The following is a 17098-nucleotide window of genomic DNA, read 5'->3' as shown; positions in this document are numbered from 1 at the left end:
CCGTTAAGGTGTCAACCCTTAACGGCGTTAGATGGCGAGGAGGCGGATGGAGCAGAATGGGCCCGTGCCCCCCGCGAAGATCGACCGCCACCGCGTCGCCGACACCGCGCTGCGTCTTCTGAACGACGTCGGACTCGACGGCCTGTCGCTGCGCGCCATCGCCAAGGAGCTGGACGTCAAGGCGCCCGCGCTGTACTGGCACTTCAAGGACAAGCAGGCGCTGCTCGACGAGATGGCGACCGAGATGCTGCGCAGGATGACGGCCGACATGACGGCCGCGACGACCTCGGGCGACTGGAGCGCGATCCTCACCGGCGCGATGCGCGGCCTGCGCACCCATCTCCTGCGTTACCGCGACGGCGCCAAGGTCTACAGCGGCACCCGCTTCACGGACACCTCGTACGCCGAGCCGATGGAGCGGATGCTCGCCGCGCTCGTGGCGTCCGGCTTCACGCCGCGGACCGCCGCACGCGCCTGGCTCACCGCGTACAGCTACACCATCGGGTACGTGATCGAGGAGCAGTCCATGGGGCCGGACCCGGCCCAGGACGGCGAGGGCTACGACCTGGAGGCCCGCGCCGAGCGGCTCGCCGCCTACCCGAACGCGTCCGCGGCCGGTGACGCGATGTTCCGCGACCACGACACCGGGTTCGAGGAAGGCCTGGCCGCGGTCGTCGCGGGCATCGGCGTCACACTGCGGGGCTGAGGCTTCGCGCCCCGGGCGCAGACGGCCGTCAGCGCGAGCCGAACGGCCGGCCGAGGTGGGTCCGCAGCAGCGGCGTGGCCCACCTCTCCACGTAGCGGTGCAGAAGCCAGGCGAGCAGCAGCATGCCCGTGACCGTCAGCGCGAACGTCGCCCACGACGGGACGCCGAAGCCCCGGTGCAGGAAGCGCACCGCGACCCAGCCCAGGTGCTCGTGCACCAGATAGAAGGGGTACGTGAGCGCCCCGGCCGTCGTCAGCCAGCGCCAGTCGGCCCACTGCAGCCGACCGAGCGCGATCGCCGCGATCGCCGCGAAGCCGAGGGTGATCACGGCGATGATGGCGAGCGAGGGCCGGTACGCGAACAGCTCGTCCGACGGGGGCTGGTACAACTCCCGTACCGCGTAGTGCTGTCCGGTCAGCCAGCTCACGGCGACGATGCCCCAGGCCGTGAGGTCGCGCCGGTCGCGGTGGACCAGGTAGAGCCCGATGCCGCCGATGAAGAACGGCGCGTACTGGGGCATCAGGACCAGATCGAGCAGCGCCGAGTCCGCCGCGTCCGCGATCGCCGCGCCCAGCGTCCACACCGCGCAGAAGAGCACCACCCGCTGCCGGGTCGCCCCCGGCAGCACGATGCACAGCGCGAACAGCGCGTAGAAGCGGACCTCCGCCCACAGCGTCCAGCAGACCCCGAGCACCCGGTCCACGCCGAGCGGCATCTGCAGCATCGACAGATTGACCAGGAAGTCGCTGGGCGACACCGCGTGATAGACCACGGGCGGCAGCGCGAAGACGGCCGTGACGAGGATGACGGCCGCCCAGTACGAGGGCAGCAGCCGCGAGGCGCGTGAGGCGAAGAAGGACCGCAGCGTGCGGCCCCAGCCGCTCATGCAGATCACGAATCCGCTGATCACGAAGAAGATCTGCACGCCCAGACAACCAAGGGCCAACCACTGGTGTGCGGTTGGGAACTGGATCTCCGGCGAGCTGCCCCACGCGTCGGAGATCGCGCCGCCCCGGCCGCCGTAGTGGTACCCGGCCACCATCAGCGCGGCGAGCAGCCGCAGTCCGTCGAGGGCGCGCAGGCGTGAACCCTGCTGTTTTGGCTGCTGCCCGGGCGACTGCTGCGGTCCTTGCTCCAGGCCCTGATCCGGCCGGACGGTGTCGGACGCCGTACGGACGGCAAGGCTGGTCACGGAGTTCCCCTCGGCTTTTCGCTACACGTGCACCTGCACCGTAAACACGAATCCGGGGCCGACTCCGCAGACGGGGCAACGATTGTCCCGCTGTCCGCGGCCAGTTCATCTGGGTGTCGCTTTCGCTTCCTAATTTTCTCGGCACCCCCACATGCGGTGCCTCAGCCCCCCACATGCAGTGCCGTAGCCCCCCACCTACAGACCCACAGCGAAGTCACACCATGACGACACCGGGAGCACCATGACGAGGGTCCTCACCAAGCGGGTGCGCGCACGTGGCGGGGAGCTGGACGACTGTCTGCGCGCCTGCGCCGCGCACAGCGGCAAGCTGGTCGCCACCGAAGACCGCAGACGGATCGAACTGGCGGAGCAGCTGCGCAAGTTGCTCGTCCTGTGGAGCACCGCGCCGGTGGCCGAACCGGCGCCAGGAGCCACCGCCAAGCTCAAGCGCGCCGTCCGCGGCGCCACCACCCCGGCAGCGCCGCTGGACAACGAACTGCTCGACGCCCTGCTCGCGGTCGCCGACCGTGCGCTGCGCTGCGGATACGACGACGAGCTCGGGCTCGCCGAGATCATCGCGGACACGGTCCTCGAGCACCGCAGGAACTCCCGCGCGGGCTGGCGCCTCCGCGGCCGTGTCCTGGAGGCGCAGGGCCGGCCGGCCGAGGCCGTCGAGGCGTACGAGCGGCATCTGGAGCTGGTCGACGAGGACGGCTACGGGGTGCGCGCCCGCGTCGCCGGCATGCGCACGGCCACCACGGCGCGCGCCGGACTCCTCGCCCTGCTCGGGCGCTCCGTCCCCGGAGCCGAGCGGTTCACCGCCGAGGACGCCACCACCGTCTGGGCCGACGGCCTCGCCGCGCACGACGCCGGCGACCGCGAGGGCGGCCGGGCCCGGATGGTCGGCGCGCTGCTCGCGATGGACCGCGCGGGCGCCCCGGACCACGAGGTCCAGGAGGCGCTCGGCCACTACCTGGGCCTGACCACGGGATCGGGCGCCGCGCCCACGCCCGACCACATCGAGGCCCTCGCCCTGTACGCGGACGCGCGCCGCGGCCGGATGCGGGGCCCGGTCCCCGACCCGCTCTTCGGCGGGGTGCAGTGGCTGAGCCTCGGCGAGTTCCGCAACCGCATCGCGGGCAAGTCGGTCTGCCTGATTGCCAATTCGGGCAAGGTCGGCGAGAGCCGGATGGGCGACGAGATCGACGGCTACGACCTCGTGGTCCGCTTCAACTCGTACCGGATCGACCCGGCGCACACCGGCCGCAGGACGGATCTGCACGTCACCATCCACAAGCACCACTACAACTGGGACAAGAAGGTCGACACCCGTCTGGTCTTCGGCGGCAACTCGGCCGACTGGAAGTGGTCGGTGCGCAACAAGCTCCTTCCGGGTGCGCAGACCTGTGTGAACGACGAGTCGCTGCGCTGGCCCGTACGCGGCATCGGCGGCGCGAGCACCGCGCACTTCCCGGGCATCCCGACCTCCGGCTTCAACATGGCCTGGCTGCTCGACTTCCTCGACGTCAGCCCCACGCTCGACCTGATCGGCTTCGACTTCTACGAGAGCGGTGCCTACCGCATCGCCGAGGCGATGAAGCTCGCGATCACCAATGTGCACGCATACGGCAGCGAGAAGGCATGGGTCATGGACCGGGCCCAGAGCGTCTCCGGCAACGGCATGAGGATCTCCCTGAGATGAAACGCAGAGTCGCCTTCGCGAGCTTCGTGGACGAGAACTATCTGCCGGGCTTCCTGACCCTGCTGAGATCGCTCGCCCTGTCCAACCCGGGAGTCTGCGAGGACTTCCTCGTCCTGCACGACGAACTGCGCCCGGCCTCCGTGGCGCGGATCCGCGCCCTGCACCCGCGCGTGAGCTTCCGCCGTGTGAACGCCGCCCACTACGACACGTACGCGAAGGGCGACCAGGACAACTACCTGGTCCGCAAGGCGTACTTCATCCTCGACGTGTTCCGGATACGGGACTACGACACGGTGATCACCCTCGACACCGACATGGTGGTCCTGGGCCCCATCGACGAGCTCCTCACGCTGCGCCGCGGCCTCGGCGCCGTCCCGCAGTTCTTCTACGGGGACACGACCCGGCTGCTCAACAGCGGACTCCTCGTGATCCAGCAGGAGTTCCTCACCGACGAGTTCTGCGCCCGGATCGACGAGACCGGCCGCAGCGGCGCGTACGAGCTGGACAAGCACGACCAGGGGATCCTCAACGCCGTCCTGGACGGGGACTTCCTCGACCTCGACGCGAAGTACAACTTCGTCAAGCGGCGGCTCAGCGGCGATCTGCCGGTCCCCGAGGACACCGCCGTGCTGCACTTCACCGGCCGCCACAAGCCCTGGCAGGGCGGCGAGACCGGCTATGCGCAGGCGCAGGAGCGCTGGGCCGAGTACGAGCTCACCGACGCCGAACTGCACGCCGCCTACCTGGAGTCGGAGGGCGAGCTCCACCGCGACCTCCTCATCCACTACGGCACCGCGCACGTCCGCCGCACCCGCGACGCCGGCACCGCCCGCAAGGTGGCCCTCGCCCAGATCGGCCGCGGCGACTACCAGGCCGCCGTCGACGTCCTCGAACAGGCCGATCTGCCGGTCGACGAGGCCTGGGTGCACGAGGTCTACGGGCACGCCCTGATGAGCGTCTCGCGCTACGACGAGGCCCGCGCCCAGCTGCTGCTCGCGACCGCGGCACCCAACCGGGCCGCGACCGCGTTCGCCCGGCTCGCCCAGATCGCCTGGGTGCACGGCGAGGACGCGACGGCCCGTACGTACGCGCTCGAAGGTCTGACGGTCGATCCGACACACCGCGCGAGCCGGCTGTGGCACCAGCGCACCACGGGCGTTCCGCAGCAGCAGACCGGATCCCCCGGGGACCAACTCGCCCATGTGGCCTTCTACATGGACCGCCAGGGCAACGCAGGCGACAAGCTGCTGCCCGAGAGCGTCCGCCTTGCGGTCGGCGGCGCGGAGACGGGCGGGCGCCGCTGGCATTCCGTGCACGCGCACCGGCTGTTCGACGAGGCCGCCCTGGAGCGGGTCAACGCGCGGCGCGGCCTGGTGATCGGCGGCGGTGGCCTGTTCATCCCGGACACCATGCCGAACGGCAACAGCGCCTGGCAGTGGAACGTCCCGGACGACCTGATGCGCCGTATCGACGTCCCCGTCGCCGTCTTCGCGGTGGGCTTCAACGCCTTCGACGGGCAGTCCTACCGCGCCGAGCGGTTCCGTTCCTCGCTGCGGCTGCTCGTCGAGAAGTCCGCGTTCTTCGGGCTGCGCAACCACGGCTCGATCGAGAAGGTCCGCGCGATGCTGCCCGCGCACCTGCACGACAAGGTGCGCTTCCAGCCCTGCCCCACCACCGTCACACGGCAGCTGGTGCCCGGCTGGCAGGACCCGGCGGCCCGCGAGGACACCATTCTCCTCAACGCCGCCTACGACCGGGCGGGCCTGCGCTTCGGTCATGACTACGGGTTCTTCCTGGATCAAATGGCCGCTGCTGTACGGGAATTGGGCAGGCTCGCCGAGGTCAAGTGCGTGGCGCACTCGCTCGACGACGAGAAGCTCGCCTTCGACCTGCGGCGCGAGCACGGCATCTCGCTGCCGGTGATCCCGATGTACGACTTCGACAACCCGCAGATCCTCGATCTGTACGCGCGCACGAAGCTGGTCATCGGGATGCGCGGCCATGCGGGCATGATTCCGTTCGGCTGCGGCACCCCCGTCCTGAGCCTGATCTCGCACCCGAAGATGGCGTACTTTCTGCGCGACATCGAGCGGCCCGAGTGGGGTGTCTCCGTCCACGACCGCGATCTCGCGGCCCGGCTCGTCGAGAAGGCCGGCGCCCTGCTCGCCGACCATGCGGCGAGCGTCGCCGATGTGCACGGGCGACAGCAGGAGCTGTGGAAGATCACCGAGGCGAACGCGGCCGAGCTGCGGGTGCTGTTCGGCGGCTGAGGCGTACAGGATCCGGCGGCTGAGACGTACAGGATCCGGCGGCTGAGACGCACAAAAGAGGGTGGCGGGGTCTCCACGGACCCCGCCACCCTCTCCTGCTCCTGCGGCCGCTACTTCGACATCGCCCGCCGCAGCGCCCGCGCCTGCCGCACCACCCGGCGCGCGGCCGGATTGCGGGACAGCGAGGTCAGCTTGGACGGCAGCCCGCCCGGCAGGCCGAGCGAGGTGAGCCGCTTGCGCTTGAAGTACTTCCAGGTGTCGTCGCCCAGGTGCGCGGCCAGATAGGTCTCCGCGGCCGGCCGCAGGTCCGGATAGATCTGCGGCTGCATCGCGAACCCGATCGCGGTCAGGAGCCCGGACAGCTCCTCGGCGTCGGGGGCGGCCGGCTGCTGCGCCTCGACCCCGGCCGCGTCCGTCACGTCCGGAAGCAGGGCGTGAACGATGGACAGCGGGATGCGGTTGCTGTTCTGGAACGGCGCGAGCCGGTCGAGCAGCCGCTCGGTGCCCACGCGCGCCACCGGGATCCCGTACAGCGCACTGGCCGTGAGCAGCGCGGTCGAGAAGCAGCCGACGACCAGCGCGGGCCGCATCCGCTGATAGACCACTTCCGCGAGTACGGGGACGTCGAGGACGGTCAGTTCCACGCCGAGCTTCTCCGCCTCGGCCTCCAGGAGCTGGACCTGGCGTTCGGGCGCGGACGGATGCGGCTTGAAGACGATCCGCCGGTGCCCCCGCTCGTACGCGCCCTTGACCATCTGGACGTGCAGTCTCTCCTCCTCCTCGGGGGAGAGGATCTTCAGCGCCGAGAGGTACTGGCCGAGCAGCAGGGCCGGGTTGCCCTCGGGGAGCGGGAAGTCGCCCTGGGCAGCGCCGAGTTCGGCGAGCACCTTCAGGAAGTGCTCGGACGGGATGATCTCCGGCTCGACCTCGAACTCGCTCAGGAGCAGCGGCTTCAGACCGGCGACCAGGTCGAGATGGAGCAGCCGCCGCACCCGGGTGCCGGTCAGCGGGTCCAGCTTGTTGCGGGTGGGGCCGTAGGACATCAGGCCGTCCGCGTACACATGCACGGGCGCGCCATGGAAGATCTGGCAGAAGGCGAGCGCCGGGTTGACCTGGATCGACTCCACGGCGAGCTCCACACGGTCGTCGCCGAGCTGCCACAGCATCCGGAAGTACCGCTCCCACAGGGGGACATCGTCCGGGCGCGGCGCCCAGTCGCCCGGGTGGAAGGGGCGGATCGCCTCGTTGTACGAGACCACCTCGTCGAAGCGCGTCCGCAGGAGCTCGAAGCCGGGCATCGCGTCCAGCGGGGTCGAGGTCTCCGGCGTCATCGTGTTGTTGAAGACGACGAGCACGCGGCGGCCGGCCGGGGCGAAGCAGTCCGCGTCGAGCGCGGCGGCCAGGGTGGCGGCGCCGTACAGCGTGGAGGCGCAGAAGAGCTGGGTGGTTCTGGACTCCCGTGCATATGTGGACATCAGGCGGCTGCCTCCCCGGCGGGCACCGGCCGCCTGCGCAGCCGGCGAAGTTGAGTGGACCGCTCGTGGTCCATGGAGTCGAGCACGTCGCCGAGCAGCTCCTGCGGCATCCGCTTGAGCGCCGCGGCAGCGAGCGTGCGCAGCCGCTTCGCCACCTGGGGTTCGAACTTGTCGATGGTGCCGAGATGGTGGGCGATGATCGCGCAGTACGTACGGACGGCCTTGGGCAGAAACCTGTCGGCCTCCGGGTCCTTGGCGGTGTCCGCGAGGACACGGTCGAACGAACGGATGAAGTCGAGCTGGCGTACATCGCCGATCTGGGTCAGGGAGTTGGAGACCCCGCGCCGGTAGAAGACCCCCAGCAGACTCGTGACCGCGAAGGACTCGGCCTCGCGGTGCAGCTTCCAGATCCACGGCCGGTCCTCGGCCGTGCGCAGCCCGTCCATGAAGTGCAGCACGCCCTGGTCGAGCAGCCGGCGGTGGTAGATCCCCGCCCAGGCGTACGCGTAGTCGACGGACGTGGAGCGGTGCGCGGGCAGGATCGCCTCGCGCGAGGGCAGCACGACATCGCGCAGCCCGTGCGGGACGCGGTGGATGGTGCGGTTGCGACCGGTGAACTGGACATGGTCCGTGCGCAGGAAGTCGCAGCCGTGGTGGTCCATGGCGTCGACGAGCTGGGCGAAGTAGCCGGGCGCGACCCAGTCGTCGCCGTCGAGGAAGGTCAGATACTCGCCGCGTGCCGCGTCGAGACCGGTGTTGCGCGCGGTGGCCAGGCCCCCGTTCTGCTCGTGCCGGATGTGGACGACACCGGGGATCTCCTTGGCCGCGCGCTCCAATAGCTCGGGTGTTCCATCTCTTGAACAATCGTCCACGAGAAGGAATTCAAAATCGGAACGCGCGTTCGCAGACAGGCTCCTGAGTGTCTCTGGCGCGTATTGCTGGACGTTGTAGAACGGCACGATGACGGAGAACTTAACCACACGGGGGACATTAGGTGTCCGGATCTCATGAGGACTTGACCGCGTGGAAATGGGGGATGAACGAAGCGTGGCAATCATGTGAACCCGCCCTCGGCCTGGGCTGATTCGCCATTCGTCGGTGCGCTGTTAACCGTCTGTTGTTTTTCGATTAGGCCCGAGTCCCGAATGACTTCCTAGCGTCTGGGACGTGCCAAGCAAGAAGCAGACGCAGCGAGTTGCCGTACTCGCCGATTCCGACACCCGCTGGAAATGGGGTGCCCTTACCGCTCAGCGCATCGTAGCTTTCGGCGAGGGTGAGGAAACGGACATCCGGCTCGACGGCTACCTCCTGCGCGGACGTGCGACCCCCACCGCGCGTCAGCTGAGCGAAGTGGGTGTGCGGGCGGACGTCCTCCGTGAGGTCACGGCGGCCGAGTTCCTGTGCGCCATGGAACTCGGCACGGCTGACGACGAGTTGGGCGACTACGACGTGGTCGTCCTCGCGCTCGTCGGCGGCGCGGTGCAGGCCATGCTGCACGGCCTCTCCCGCGTATGGGAGGGGCGCGCGAAGCGCCCCGTCGTCGTCACCGGTTATGTCGGCGTCGTCTACGAGAAGCTCGCCGACGGACTGCTCCTGCGGCACGGCGCCGACGTGGTGCTCGCCAACTCCCGCCAGGACGCGGGGCGTTTCCGCGCCGTGTACGAGGGAGTGGGCGCGGACGCCGGCGCGGTCACCGAGTGCGCGCTGCCGTTCCTCGGCGGTGCGCCGTACGCGCCCAAGGACCAGGCCACCTACACAGTGTGCTTCGCCGCCCAGCCCTCCGTACCGGAGAGCCGCGCGGACCGTACGTACCTCCTGCGGCGCATGATCCGGCACGCCGAGCTCCACCCGGAGCGCGAGGTCCTCATCAAGCTCCGCTCCAAGCCGGGCGAGCACACCACGCACATCGAGGAGCTTCCGTACCAGAAGCTCGCGCAGCGGCATGAGCTGCCGCCCAACTGCCGTCTCGTGTACGGGCACATGGGCGAGGTGCTCGACCGCACCGACCTGCTCGTGACCGTGAGCTCCACGGCTGCGCTCGAAGCCCTGCACCGGCGCATCCCCACCGCGGTCCTCACCGACCTCGGCGTGCGCGAGGCGCTCGGAAACCACCACTTCACCGGCTCCGGCTGCCTCGCCTCCTGGACCGAGCTCGACGAGGGGTACGTCCCCGCGCCCGACGAACAGTGGCTCGCGCGCCAAGGCGTGGCCGCCGACGGTGCGTACGAGACGGCCTTCGACGAGGCCCGCGCCCGCATCGCCGAGCTCACCGGGCGATCTCAACTCCCGTCGCTCGCCCCGTACTACACGCTCACCACCGCGCCCGGCTATCTGCCCGGCATCCTCGCCCGCCACCACCTCGCGCCCGACGGCCGGCCCCTGCCCGGGGCGCAGGCCGCGGCCAAGGAGCCGGGGCCCGTGCGGCAGATCGTGCGGCAGGCCGCGCGCGGCGCCTACCGGCACGGCGTGCAGCGCGTCGCGCCGGTGATCCGGCGGATGGGGGAGCTGTGACCACCTCCCGTGCTCTTCAAGGAGATCTGTCCATGACGAACGACACCGCCGCGGCGGTACGCAGGGTGCTCGCCGTGATCCCCGCACGCGGCGGATCCAAGGGCGTGCCCGCCAAGAACCTCAGCCCCGTCGGCGGCGTGCCGCTCGTCGCCCGCGCCGTGCACGAGTGCCTGGCCTCCCGGTACGTGACGGATGTGGTCGTCTCCACCGACGACGAGGCCATCGCCGCCGCGGCCCGTACCGCGGGCGCCGAGGTGGTGCTCAGGCCGGCCGCGATCGCCGGGGACACCGCGACCTCCGAGGCCGCCGTACTGCACGCGCTCGACGCCCATGAGGCGCTGCACGGCTCGGTCGTGGACGTGGTCCTGCTCGTGCAGTGCACCAGCCCGTTCCTGGTCCGCGAGGACGTCGACAAGGCGGCCGCCGCGGTCGTCGACGGCGGCGCCGACAGTGCTCTGACGGTCGCGCCCTTCCACGGCTTCGTATGGCGGGACGCGGGGGACGAGCCGCAGGTCGTCGAGAACCGGCGGACGGCGGCCGAGGGCGGCACGACGACGGTCGAGGCCCCGTCCGTCACCGCCGGCGGCTACGGCGTCAACCACGACAAGTCCTTTCGGCCCCGCCGCCAGGACCGCCCCCAGGACCTCCTGGAGACCGGCGCGGTCTACGCGATGAACGCGGCCGGCTTCCGTGAGCACAACCACCGCTTCTTCGGGCGTACGGACCTCGTGCGCACCGACCCCGCGCGGGTCCTGGAGATCGACGACCCGCACGACCTCGCCCGCGCCCGCGCACTCGCCACGCTCCTGGACGCCGAGCGTCCCGGGGCGCGGCCGGGGCGCGCGGACGTGGACGCCATCGTCCTCGACTTCGACGGCACCCAGACCGACGACCGGGTGCTGATCGACGCGGAGGGAAAGGAGTTCGTCACCGTGCACCGCGGCGACGGACTCGGCATCGCGGCCCTGCGCGACAGCGGCCTGAAGATGCTGATCCTCTCCACGGAACAGAACCCTGTGGTCACCGCCCGCGCCCGGAAGCTCAGGCTCCCCGTGCTGCACGGCATCGACCGCAAGGACCTCGCGCTCAAGCAGTGGTGCGAGGAACAGGGCATCGCGCCCGAGCGCGTGCTCTACGTCGGCAACGACGTCAACGACCTCCCGTGCTTCGGCCTCGTCGGCTGGCCCGTGGCGGTCGCGAGCGCCCATGACGTCGTACGCGGCGCCGCACGCGCCATCACCACCCAGGACGGGGGCGACGGCGCGATCCGGGAGATCGCCACGTGGATGCTCGGTCCCTCCCTCTCCACCCCTTCCCACTGAACTCCCCGTTCCGGTAACCCAGTTAGGAAACACCTGCCATGACCAGCACGTCCCGTCTGCGCACCCTCGGCAAGAAGACCGCGGGCCCCGGCCGCCCCGTCTACGTCACCGGTGAGATCGGCATCAACCACAACGGCGACCTCGAGAACGCCTTCGCCCTGATCGACGCGGCCGCCGACGCCGGCTGCGACGCGGTGAAGTTCCAGAAGCGCACCCCGGAGATCTGCACCCCGCGCGACCAGTGGGACATCGAGCGCGACACCCCCTGGGGCCGGATGACCTACATCGACTACCGCCACCGCGTCGAGTTCGGCGAGTCCGAGTACCGCGCCATCGACGAGCACTGCAAGAAGCGCGGCATCGACTGGTTCGCCTCGCCGTGGGACACCGAGGCCGTCGCGTTCCTGGAGAAGTTCGACCTGCCGGCCCACAAGGTCGCCTCCGCCTCCCTCACGGACGACGAGCTGCTCCGCTCGCTGCGCGCCACCGGCCGCACGATCATCCTCTCCACCGGCATGTCGACCCCGCGCCAGATCCGTCACGCCGTCGAGGTCCTCGGCTCGGACAACATCCTTCTCTGCCACGCCACGTCGACCTACCCGGCGAAGGCGGAGGAGCTGAACCTGCGCGTCATCAACACCCTGCAGGCCGAGTACCCGAACGTCCCGATCGGCTACTCCGGCCACGAGACCGGTCTGCAGACCACGCTCGCCGCGGTCGCGCTCGGCGCCACCTTCGTCGAGCGTCACATCACCCTCGACCGCGCCATGTGGGGCTCGGACCAGGCCGCGTCCGTGGAGCCGGGGGGCCTCACGCGCCTGGTGCGCGACATCCGCACGATCGAGGCCTCGCTCGGTGACGGCGTCAAGAAGGTCTACGAGTCGGAGCTCGGCCCGATGAAGAAGCTGCGCCGCGTCCAGGGTGTCGTCGCCGACGCCGGTGACCGCGAGCCGGTCGCGGTCTGACGGCCGCCTCCTTCGACGGTGACGTCATGACGTCCACAGACGGGTCCGCCGCATCCGCCGCCGCACGGCCGGCGGATGCGGGGGCCCCGGCGCCCGGGCGGGATCGCGCCGGGTCCGCCGCCCCGGTCCTCGCCTTCGTCGAGAGCCCCGTACAGCTGCTCAACATCCTGGAGTGGGCGCACGGGGCCGGCGGCGGTGCCCGGACGACGGTCGTCGTCCTGTCCCCGACGGACCCGATGACCCGCGGCCAGCTGCGCCGCATGGCCGAACTCGCCCGCGGCGAGGGCCACATCGTGCGCTGGGAGGAGGCCCGCGAGGGCCCGCTGGCGCCGCTCCAGACGATCGGCGGCCTCAGCCGGCTGCTGCGCAAGGCGGGGCGCGTCGTGATCGGCGACCCGTTCAGCCGCTACGTACAGCTGCTGCTCACCCTGACCCGCGCACGGGACATCGTGGTGGTCGACGACGGCACCGCCACGATGGAGTTCCTGTCCCAACTGGCGGGCGGCGAACGGCTGGTGCGCTGGCATCGGCGTGGCGGCCGGCCCGGGCCGCGCGACCTCGCCTTCGCACCGTTCTCGGCGGCCGCGCGCCGCCGTCTCACACCGGGCTCGTCCTCCCGTACGGTCTCGGTGTTCTCCTCCATGCCGGTGCAGGCCGCGCCCGAGGGCATCGAGCTCGTCGAGAACAACTTCACCTGGACCCGCACCCGCTTCGGACCGCCCCGCATCACCAAGGGCGCCGACCTGGTGGGCACCTCGCTCGTCGAGACGGGCGTGGTCGACGCGGACCACTACCTCACCGCGGTCGCCGCACTCGCCGCCGCCCACGGAGCGACCCGCTACTTCGCGCACCGCCGCGAGTCCACGGCCAAGCTGCACCGCCTCGCGGTGGAGACTGGCCTGGAGATCGTCCGCCCCGACCTGCCCCTGGAACTCATCGCCCGCAGAGGCCCCATCGGCCACCGCATCCTGAGCTTCCCCTCCACGGTCGTCCACACCCTGCCGCTCGCTCTGGCGGGCACGGGTGTGGAGGTCGCCGTCTGCGACATCGACCCGTCCTGGCTCACCTCGCACGCCTCACCCCGGGCGCAGGGCTTCCTCTCGGGGGTGACGGGTACGGCCCGCGATGTGCACCGGTTGCGGTCGGTGGGCACGGCGTAGCCGCACTCGCCCGTACCATCCGCCGGGTCATCCGGCCAGAATGCCGGGGTGACCGCTGAGCACGAACTCCCCTCCGAGGCACGCACCTTCCTGTCGTGCGCCACTGAAGTGGTACGGCTGCTGGGGATCGAGGAGCCGGCCCCCGAGTCGGACGAACGCCGGCGGGGCACGCCGCCTCGCCGGCGCCGCGCGCAAGCCGCTGCTCGAACGGGCCGCTCTGCCCGAGGAGTTGTTCGAACCCTTGATGGCGGCGGCCGTGTACGACCCGGACCCGAGCTTCTGCCTCTGGTTCGTCGAGCCTGCCGTGTACGCCTTCGGGCGGCGGCGCGTTCTGTGGGCGCTGGTCGCGTACCTGCGGACCGGCACGGACGCGGAACGCATGGGGGCCATGCGCGCCTGGTACTGCGCGGGGGTGCCGGTGCGGCGGGACCGCTCCCCGGCCTACGGCCCCGACGGCGTACGCGACCCCGCACTCGACGCGTCACGCGACGCCGTGGCGGCCTGGCTGGAGGCGGCCCTGACACTCTTCGCCACGACGGAGAACGTGCGGCTGCAGCGGCGGCTGATGCACGAGCTCCCGCGGCCCCGGAGCCACTGCCCGCCGCACCTGCACGCCCTCCTCGACCGCGCCCTCACGACCGCCCGCACCCTTGATGACGCACAGGCCCGGGGGTGGGTGACCGCGATGGACCGGCCTGCGTCGTGAGGTCAACGCGCCGATCCACGGACGACTGACTCGGGCTCGGTCACCAGCGGTCAGGCAGCCCGTTCCCCGAACCGGAACTCCGGCGTGCGGCCGGGATCGTTGCTGGCACCCGACTCCAGCGCGGCAGCCGGCCGCTCGATGAGCTCGAGCGTCGGCTCCACGGCGCTCTCCTCGATGGCCTCGATGTCCGCGTCGGCCATCCCGGCCCGCCGAGCGAGCTCCGCCACATCCCACCCCAGCGCCGCCCGCCGCTCGTACACCGCCCGCGCGAAGTCCATACGGCGCCCTGCGGCCCGGTAGGCGGGGTCCTCGCGGCGCTCGGGCGGGACCTTCCAGCTGGTGTGGTAACCGCGGCTCATGAGCCCTCCTGGGTCCACTGTGGACGTGGTGGTCGCCGGCAGGAGGGTGCTCGGATTCGCACAGCTTCTGCGCCCGCTGTGCCCTGAGCACCTCGTCGCTCTGGCGCGTCTCGAAGTGAAGGCCCTCGCCGCTGGTGCCAGCCGGCTCGGGGGCCGTTCAGCGCTTGCCGTACATCAACTTCCGTATACGGGCGGTCACTTCACGTGACCGCCCGTATCGCCGCCCCGCGGGCCTCAGTGGCCGTGACCGTGCCGCCAGATGGTCCGAAGCAGCGCCCCCGCCATCGCCGCCTCACCCTTCGCGTTCGGGTGGTACGGGGCCGCCGGGCTGGTCGGCTGCAAGGGCTCGACCCAGCGCGTGTCGGGGGCCTGGCAGACGTCGTGGCCGATCGTCGGGGTGTACGTGTCCACGAAGCGGGCGCGGTTGTCGCGGGCCACGTCGCGCAGCATCGCGTTCAGGCGCTTGCCGGTGTCGCGCATGTACGGGACGTCGCCCTCGGCCAGCTGGACGTACGGCCAGCAGCCCTTGCCGCTCTCCGGGACGATGACCGGGTAGCCGACGACGTACACCCGGGCCCGCGGCGCGCGGTCGTGGATCGCGTCGATGACCTTCTCGATCTTGGGCGCGGTGTCCGCGATCCGCGCCGCCAACTGGTCGGTGCCGCCCGCCGTGTACTGCTTGGTGCACGGGTTGCCGTACGGGTCCGTGAAGCTGAGCCGGGTGCAGGTGCCGACGATCTCGCCGAAGCCGATGTCGTTGCCGCCGATCCCGACCGTCACGAGCGTGGTCCGCTTGTCGAGCGCGTCCAGCTGCGGCGGGTTGGTGCCCTGCTGCTGCCACATGTGCACGGTGGTCGCACCGCCGCAGCTCACGTCCTTGAACGACGCGGGCCGCAGCACCCAGGACGCCACCGAGGGGTAATTGCGATTGGAACGCGCGCAGTTGGCGTCCACCTGGTCCGGGATGCCGGGGCCCGAGGTGTACGAGTCGCCGAGCGCGACATAGCGCTCGCCGCGGTGCTGTCCGTGCCGGCCGTCGGCCCCGCTCTGGCCGGCCTGCGCCGGGACCGCCGTACCCGCGACGAGCAGCGCCGCCGCTCCGCCGGCCGCCAGCGCGCCGAGCGCCCCTCGCCGCGTTCTGCCGCTCCGCAGCGGTCCGCCGCCACGTACCGCCGTGTGCGCCTGCTCCCCCACGCCTGCCTCCACTCCCCGTACGCAACCGATTCCAATACTGACTGGTCGGTAGCGTCGGGGCGGCGCAGCGCCCTGTCAATGGATCCGACACGGGTGGGTACACGGGCAGGTGTGACGACAGGGCCACACCGCCGGAGTGAAGCAAAATTTCTTACCCCTCATACGGTGCAGGTATGCACAAGCGTCCAGATTTTCTTACCCCAATCTGGCTGAAGTTTTGTTGATCGAGGCTTAGTTGGCCCTTGCATCGCCTTACGCTTGCGAGGGTGAACCAACTGATGTCCCGTACGACCGACCCCGCGGAGGGCTCAGAGGGCGAGCCCGCAGCCGCGGAAGCTCTGCCCGGTGCGCTCCCCGAGCGGCTGCGCGCCGAGCTCATCGCCTTCCGGCGCGATATGCACATGCACCCGGAGCTCGGCAACCAGGAGTTCCGGACCACGGCCGCGCTCAAGAAGCGCCTCGAGGCGGCGGGCCTCGCGCCCAGGGTGCTCGACACGGGCACCGGCCTCGTATGTGACATCGGCACTTGGGACGGCGTCCGTCCGATGCTCGCGATCCGTGCGGACATCGACGCGCTCCCCATCCCGGACACCAAGACCGAGGCGCCGTACCGCTCCACGGTCCCCGACCGCGCGCACGCCTGCGGCCATGACGTCCACACCACGGCGGTCCTGGGCGCGGGCCTGGTGCTCGCCGAGCTCGCCGCCGCAGGTCAACTGCCGCATGCCGTACGGCTGCTCTTCCAGCCGGCCGAGGAGGTGCTGCCGGGCGGTGCGGCGGACGCCATCGCCTGCGGTGCACTGGACGGCGTCGGAAAGATCATCGCGGTGCACTGCGACCCGAAGGTGGACGCCGGGAAGATCGGGCTGCGGCACGGCCCCATCACCTCGGCCTGCGACCGCCTGGAGATCGCCCTCGACGGCGCCGGCGGGCACACGGCCCGCCCGCACCTGACCACCGACCTGGTCACGGCCGCGGCCCGGGTGGCCACGGACGTGCCCGCGCTGGTGGCCCGCCGCGTCGACGCGCGGGCCGGTCTCGCCGTGACCTGGGGCCGTATCGAGGCGGGCCACGCCTGCAATGTGATCCCGCAGCACGCCGAACTCTCCGGCACGGTCCGCTGCCTGGACCTCGACGCGTGGCGCTCCGCCCCGGACCTGGTGCACGCGGCGGTGCAGGAAGTGGCCGACCTGCACCGAGCGAAATCAGCCATCAACTACATCCGCGGTGTCCCGCCGGTCGTCAACGACCCGGTGGTCAGCGAGCTCCTGCGCGACGCGATGGTGGCCCGCCGCGGCCCGGGCTCGGTGGAGGACACCGAACAGAGCCTGGGCGGCGAGGACTTCTCCTGGTACCTGGAGCACGTCCCGGGCGCGATGGCCCGCTTGGGCGTCCGCACCCCGGGCGAACGCACCTCGTGCGACCTCCACCAGGGCGACTTCGACGCGGACGAGTCCGCCATCGCGGTGGGCGTCGAACTCTTCACGGCGGCGGCGCTCCTGGACGGGGCCGCGCCGCTGGCGGGCTGAGTCCCGC

At 71.0% G+C, this 17098-nt stretch carries 14 protein-coding genes; 9 read left to right on the top strand and 5 right to left on the bottom strand.

What is annotated here, in order from left to right; all coding sequences use genetic code 11:
- Nucleotides 1-64 precede the first annotated feature (64 nt).
- Complete coding sequence (locus H9Y04_RS31930; protein WP_308801311.1) at nucleotides 65-706, top strand: TetR/AcrR family transcriptional regulator C-terminal domain-containing protein; 642 nt, start codon at nucleotides 65-67, stop codon at nucleotides 704-706.
- A gap of 28 nt (nucleotides 707-734) precedes the next feature.
- Here the strand turns inward: H9Y04_RS31930 and H9Y04_RS31925 are convergent, their stop codons facing one another.
- The gene (locus H9Y04_RS31925) at nucleotides 735-1844 is read right to left on the bottom strand and encodes an acyltransferase family protein (RefSeq protein WP_236071769.1); all 1110 of its coding nucleotides are present in this window, start codon (nucleotides 1842-1844) and stop codon (nucleotides 735-737) included.
- Between the two features lie 295 nt (nucleotides 1845-2139).
- Between H9Y04_RS31925 and H9Y04_RS31920 the strand changes: the two genes are divergently transcribed.
- Both H9Y04_RS31920 and H9Y04_RS31915 read left to right on the top strand, forming a co-directional pair.
- Nucleotides 2140-3600, top strand: coding sequence for a glycosyltransferase family 29 protein (locus tag H9Y04_RS31920; RefSeq protein WP_187817597.1), 1461 nt, complete (start codon nucleotides 2140-2142; stop codon nucleotides 3598-3600).
- Nucleotides 3597-5870, top strand: coding sequence for a glycosyltransferase (locus H9Y04_RS31915; protein WP_306660197.1), 2274 nt, complete (start codon nucleotides 3597-3599; stop codon nucleotides 5868-5870). Before H9Y04_RS31920 ends, H9Y04_RS31915 begins: the two co-directional genes overlap by 4 nt.
- 110 nt (nucleotides 5871-5980) lie before the next feature.
- Here H9Y04_RS31915 and H9Y04_RS31910 read toward each other — a convergent pair whose 3' ends face one another.
- Both H9Y04_RS31910 and H9Y04_RS31905 read right to left on the bottom strand, forming a co-directional pair.
- Complete coding sequence (locus H9Y04_RS31910; RefSeq protein WP_187817595.1) at nucleotides 5981-7345, bottom strand: alpha-2,8-polysialyltransferase family protein; 1365 nt, start codon at nucleotides 7343-7345, stop codon at nucleotides 5981-5983.
- A complete protein-coding gene (locus H9Y04_RS31905; protein ID WP_187817594.1) occupies nucleotides 7345-8325 on the bottom strand; it encodes a glycosyltransferase family 2 protein in 981 nt (326 codons plus the stop codon). Before H9Y04_RS31905 ends, H9Y04_RS31910 begins: the two co-directional genes overlap by 1 nt.
- A gap of 187 nt (nucleotides 8326-8512) precedes the next feature.
- Between H9Y04_RS31905 and H9Y04_RS31900 the strand changes: the two genes are divergently transcribed.
- The 5 genes from H9Y04_RS31900 to H9Y04_RS31880 all read left to right on the top strand — a co-directional run bounded on the left by H9Y04_RS31900 (nucleotide 8513) and on the right by H9Y04_RS31880 (nucleotide 14009).
- Nucleotides 8513-9856 carry a DUF6716 putative glycosyltransferase gene (locus tag H9Y04_RS31900; protein ID WP_187817593.1) on the top strand — a complete coding sequence of 448 codons (1344 nt, stop codon included), beginning with the start codon at nucleotides 8513-8515 and terminating at the stop codon, nucleotides 9854-9856.
- A 32-nt stretch (nucleotides 9857-9888) separates the two neighbouring features.
- Nucleotides 9889-11178 (top strand): acylneuraminate cytidylyltransferase, encoded by a 1290-nt coding sequence (locus tag H9Y04_RS31895; protein ID WP_187817592.1) that lies wholly within the window; start codon nucleotides 9889-9891, stop codon nucleotides 11176-11178.
- 38 nt (nucleotides 11179-11216) lie between these two features.
- Nucleotides 11217-12143 carry an N-acetylneuraminate synthase family protein gene (locus tag H9Y04_RS31890; RefSeq protein ID WP_187817591.1) on the top strand — a complete coding sequence of 309 codons (927 nt, stop codon included), beginning with the start codon at nucleotides 11217-11219 and terminating at the stop codon, nucleotides 12141-12143.
- Between the two features lie 26 nt (nucleotides 12144-12169).
- Entirely contained in the window at nucleotides 12170-13303 is a 1134-nt protein-coding gene (locus H9Y04_RS31885; RefSeq protein ID WP_236071740.1) for a hypothetical protein, read from the top strand.
- 229 nt (nucleotides 13304-13532) lie between these two features.
- Complete coding sequence (locus H9Y04_RS31880) at nucleotides 13533-14009, top strand: hypothetical protein (protein ID WP_187817590.1); 477 nt, start codon at nucleotides 13533-13535, stop codon at nucleotides 14007-14009.
- A gap of 50 nt (nucleotides 14010-14059) precedes the next feature.
- Here the strand turns inward: H9Y04_RS31880 and H9Y04_RS31875 are convergent, their stop codons facing one another.
- Nucleotides 14060-14368, bottom strand: coding sequence for a helix-turn-helix domain-containing protein (locus H9Y04_RS31875; RefSeq protein WP_187817589.1), 309 nt, complete (start codon nucleotides 14366-14368; stop codon nucleotides 14060-14062).
- Between the two features lie 234 nt (nucleotides 14369-14602).
- On the bottom strand, nucleotides 14603-15562 hold the full coding sequence (locus H9Y04_RS31870) for an SGNH/GDSL hydrolase family protein (RefSeq protein WP_438818176.1): 960 nt from the start codon (nucleotides 15560-15562) through the stop codon (nucleotides 14603-14605).
- A gap of 278 nt (nucleotides 15563-15840) precedes the next feature.
- Between H9Y04_RS31870 and H9Y04_RS31865 the strand changes: the two genes are divergently transcribed.
- The gene (locus H9Y04_RS31865) at nucleotides 15841-17091 is read left to right on the top strand and encodes an amidohydrolase (RefSeq protein ID WP_187817757.1); all 1251 of its coding nucleotides are present in this window, start codon (nucleotides 15841-15843) and stop codon (nucleotides 17089-17091) included.
- Nucleotides 17092-17098: the final 7 nt, after the last annotated feature.

Origin of the sequence: Streptomyces polyasparticus (genome assembly GCF_014493765.1) — a bacterium.
GTDB classification, from domain to species: domain Bacteria; phylum Actinomycetota; class Actinomycetes; order Streptomycetales; family Streptomycetaceae; genus Streptomyces; species Streptomyces polyasparticus.
This window is presented reverse-complemented; position numbering and strand designations above follow the sequence as displayed.

What these genes read in the sequence shown, in the direction of transcription:
- H9Y04_RS31920 (WP_187817597.1), top strand. Translation starts at nt 2,140, where the DNA reads ATGACGAGGGTCCTCACCAAGCGGGTGCGCGCACGTGGCGGGGAGCTG.
- H9Y04_RS31915 (WP_306660197.1), top strand. Translation starts at nt 3,597, where the DNA reads ATGAAACGCAGAGTCGCCTTCGCGAGCTTCGTGGACGAGAACTATCTG.
- H9Y04_RS31910 (WP_187817595.1), bottom strand. Translation starts at nt 7,345, where the DNA reads ATGTCCACATATGCACGGGAGTCCAGAACCACCCAGCTCTTCTGCGCC.
- H9Y04_RS31895 (WP_187817592.1), top strand. Translation starts at nt 9,889, where the DNA reads ATGACGAACGACACCGCCGCGGCGGTACGCAGGGTGCTCGCCGTGATC.
- H9Y04_RS31890 (WP_187817591.1), top strand. Translation starts at nt 11,217, where the DNA reads ATGACCAGCACGTCCCGTCTGCGCACCCTCGGCAAGAAGACCGCGGGC.
- H9Y04_RS31885 (WP_236071740.1), top strand. Translation starts at nt 12,170, where the DNA reads ATGACGTCCACAGACGGGTCCGCCGCATCCGCCGCCGCACGGCCGGCG.
- H9Y04_RS31875 (WP_187817589.1), bottom strand. Translation starts at nt 14,368, where the DNA reads ATGAGCCGCGGTTACCACACCAGCTGGAAGGTCCCGCCCGAGCGCCGC.
- H9Y04_RS31865 (WP_187817757.1), top strand. Translation starts at nt 15,841, where the DNA reads ATGTCCCGTACGACCGACCCCGCGGAGGGCTCAGAGGGCGAGCCCGCA.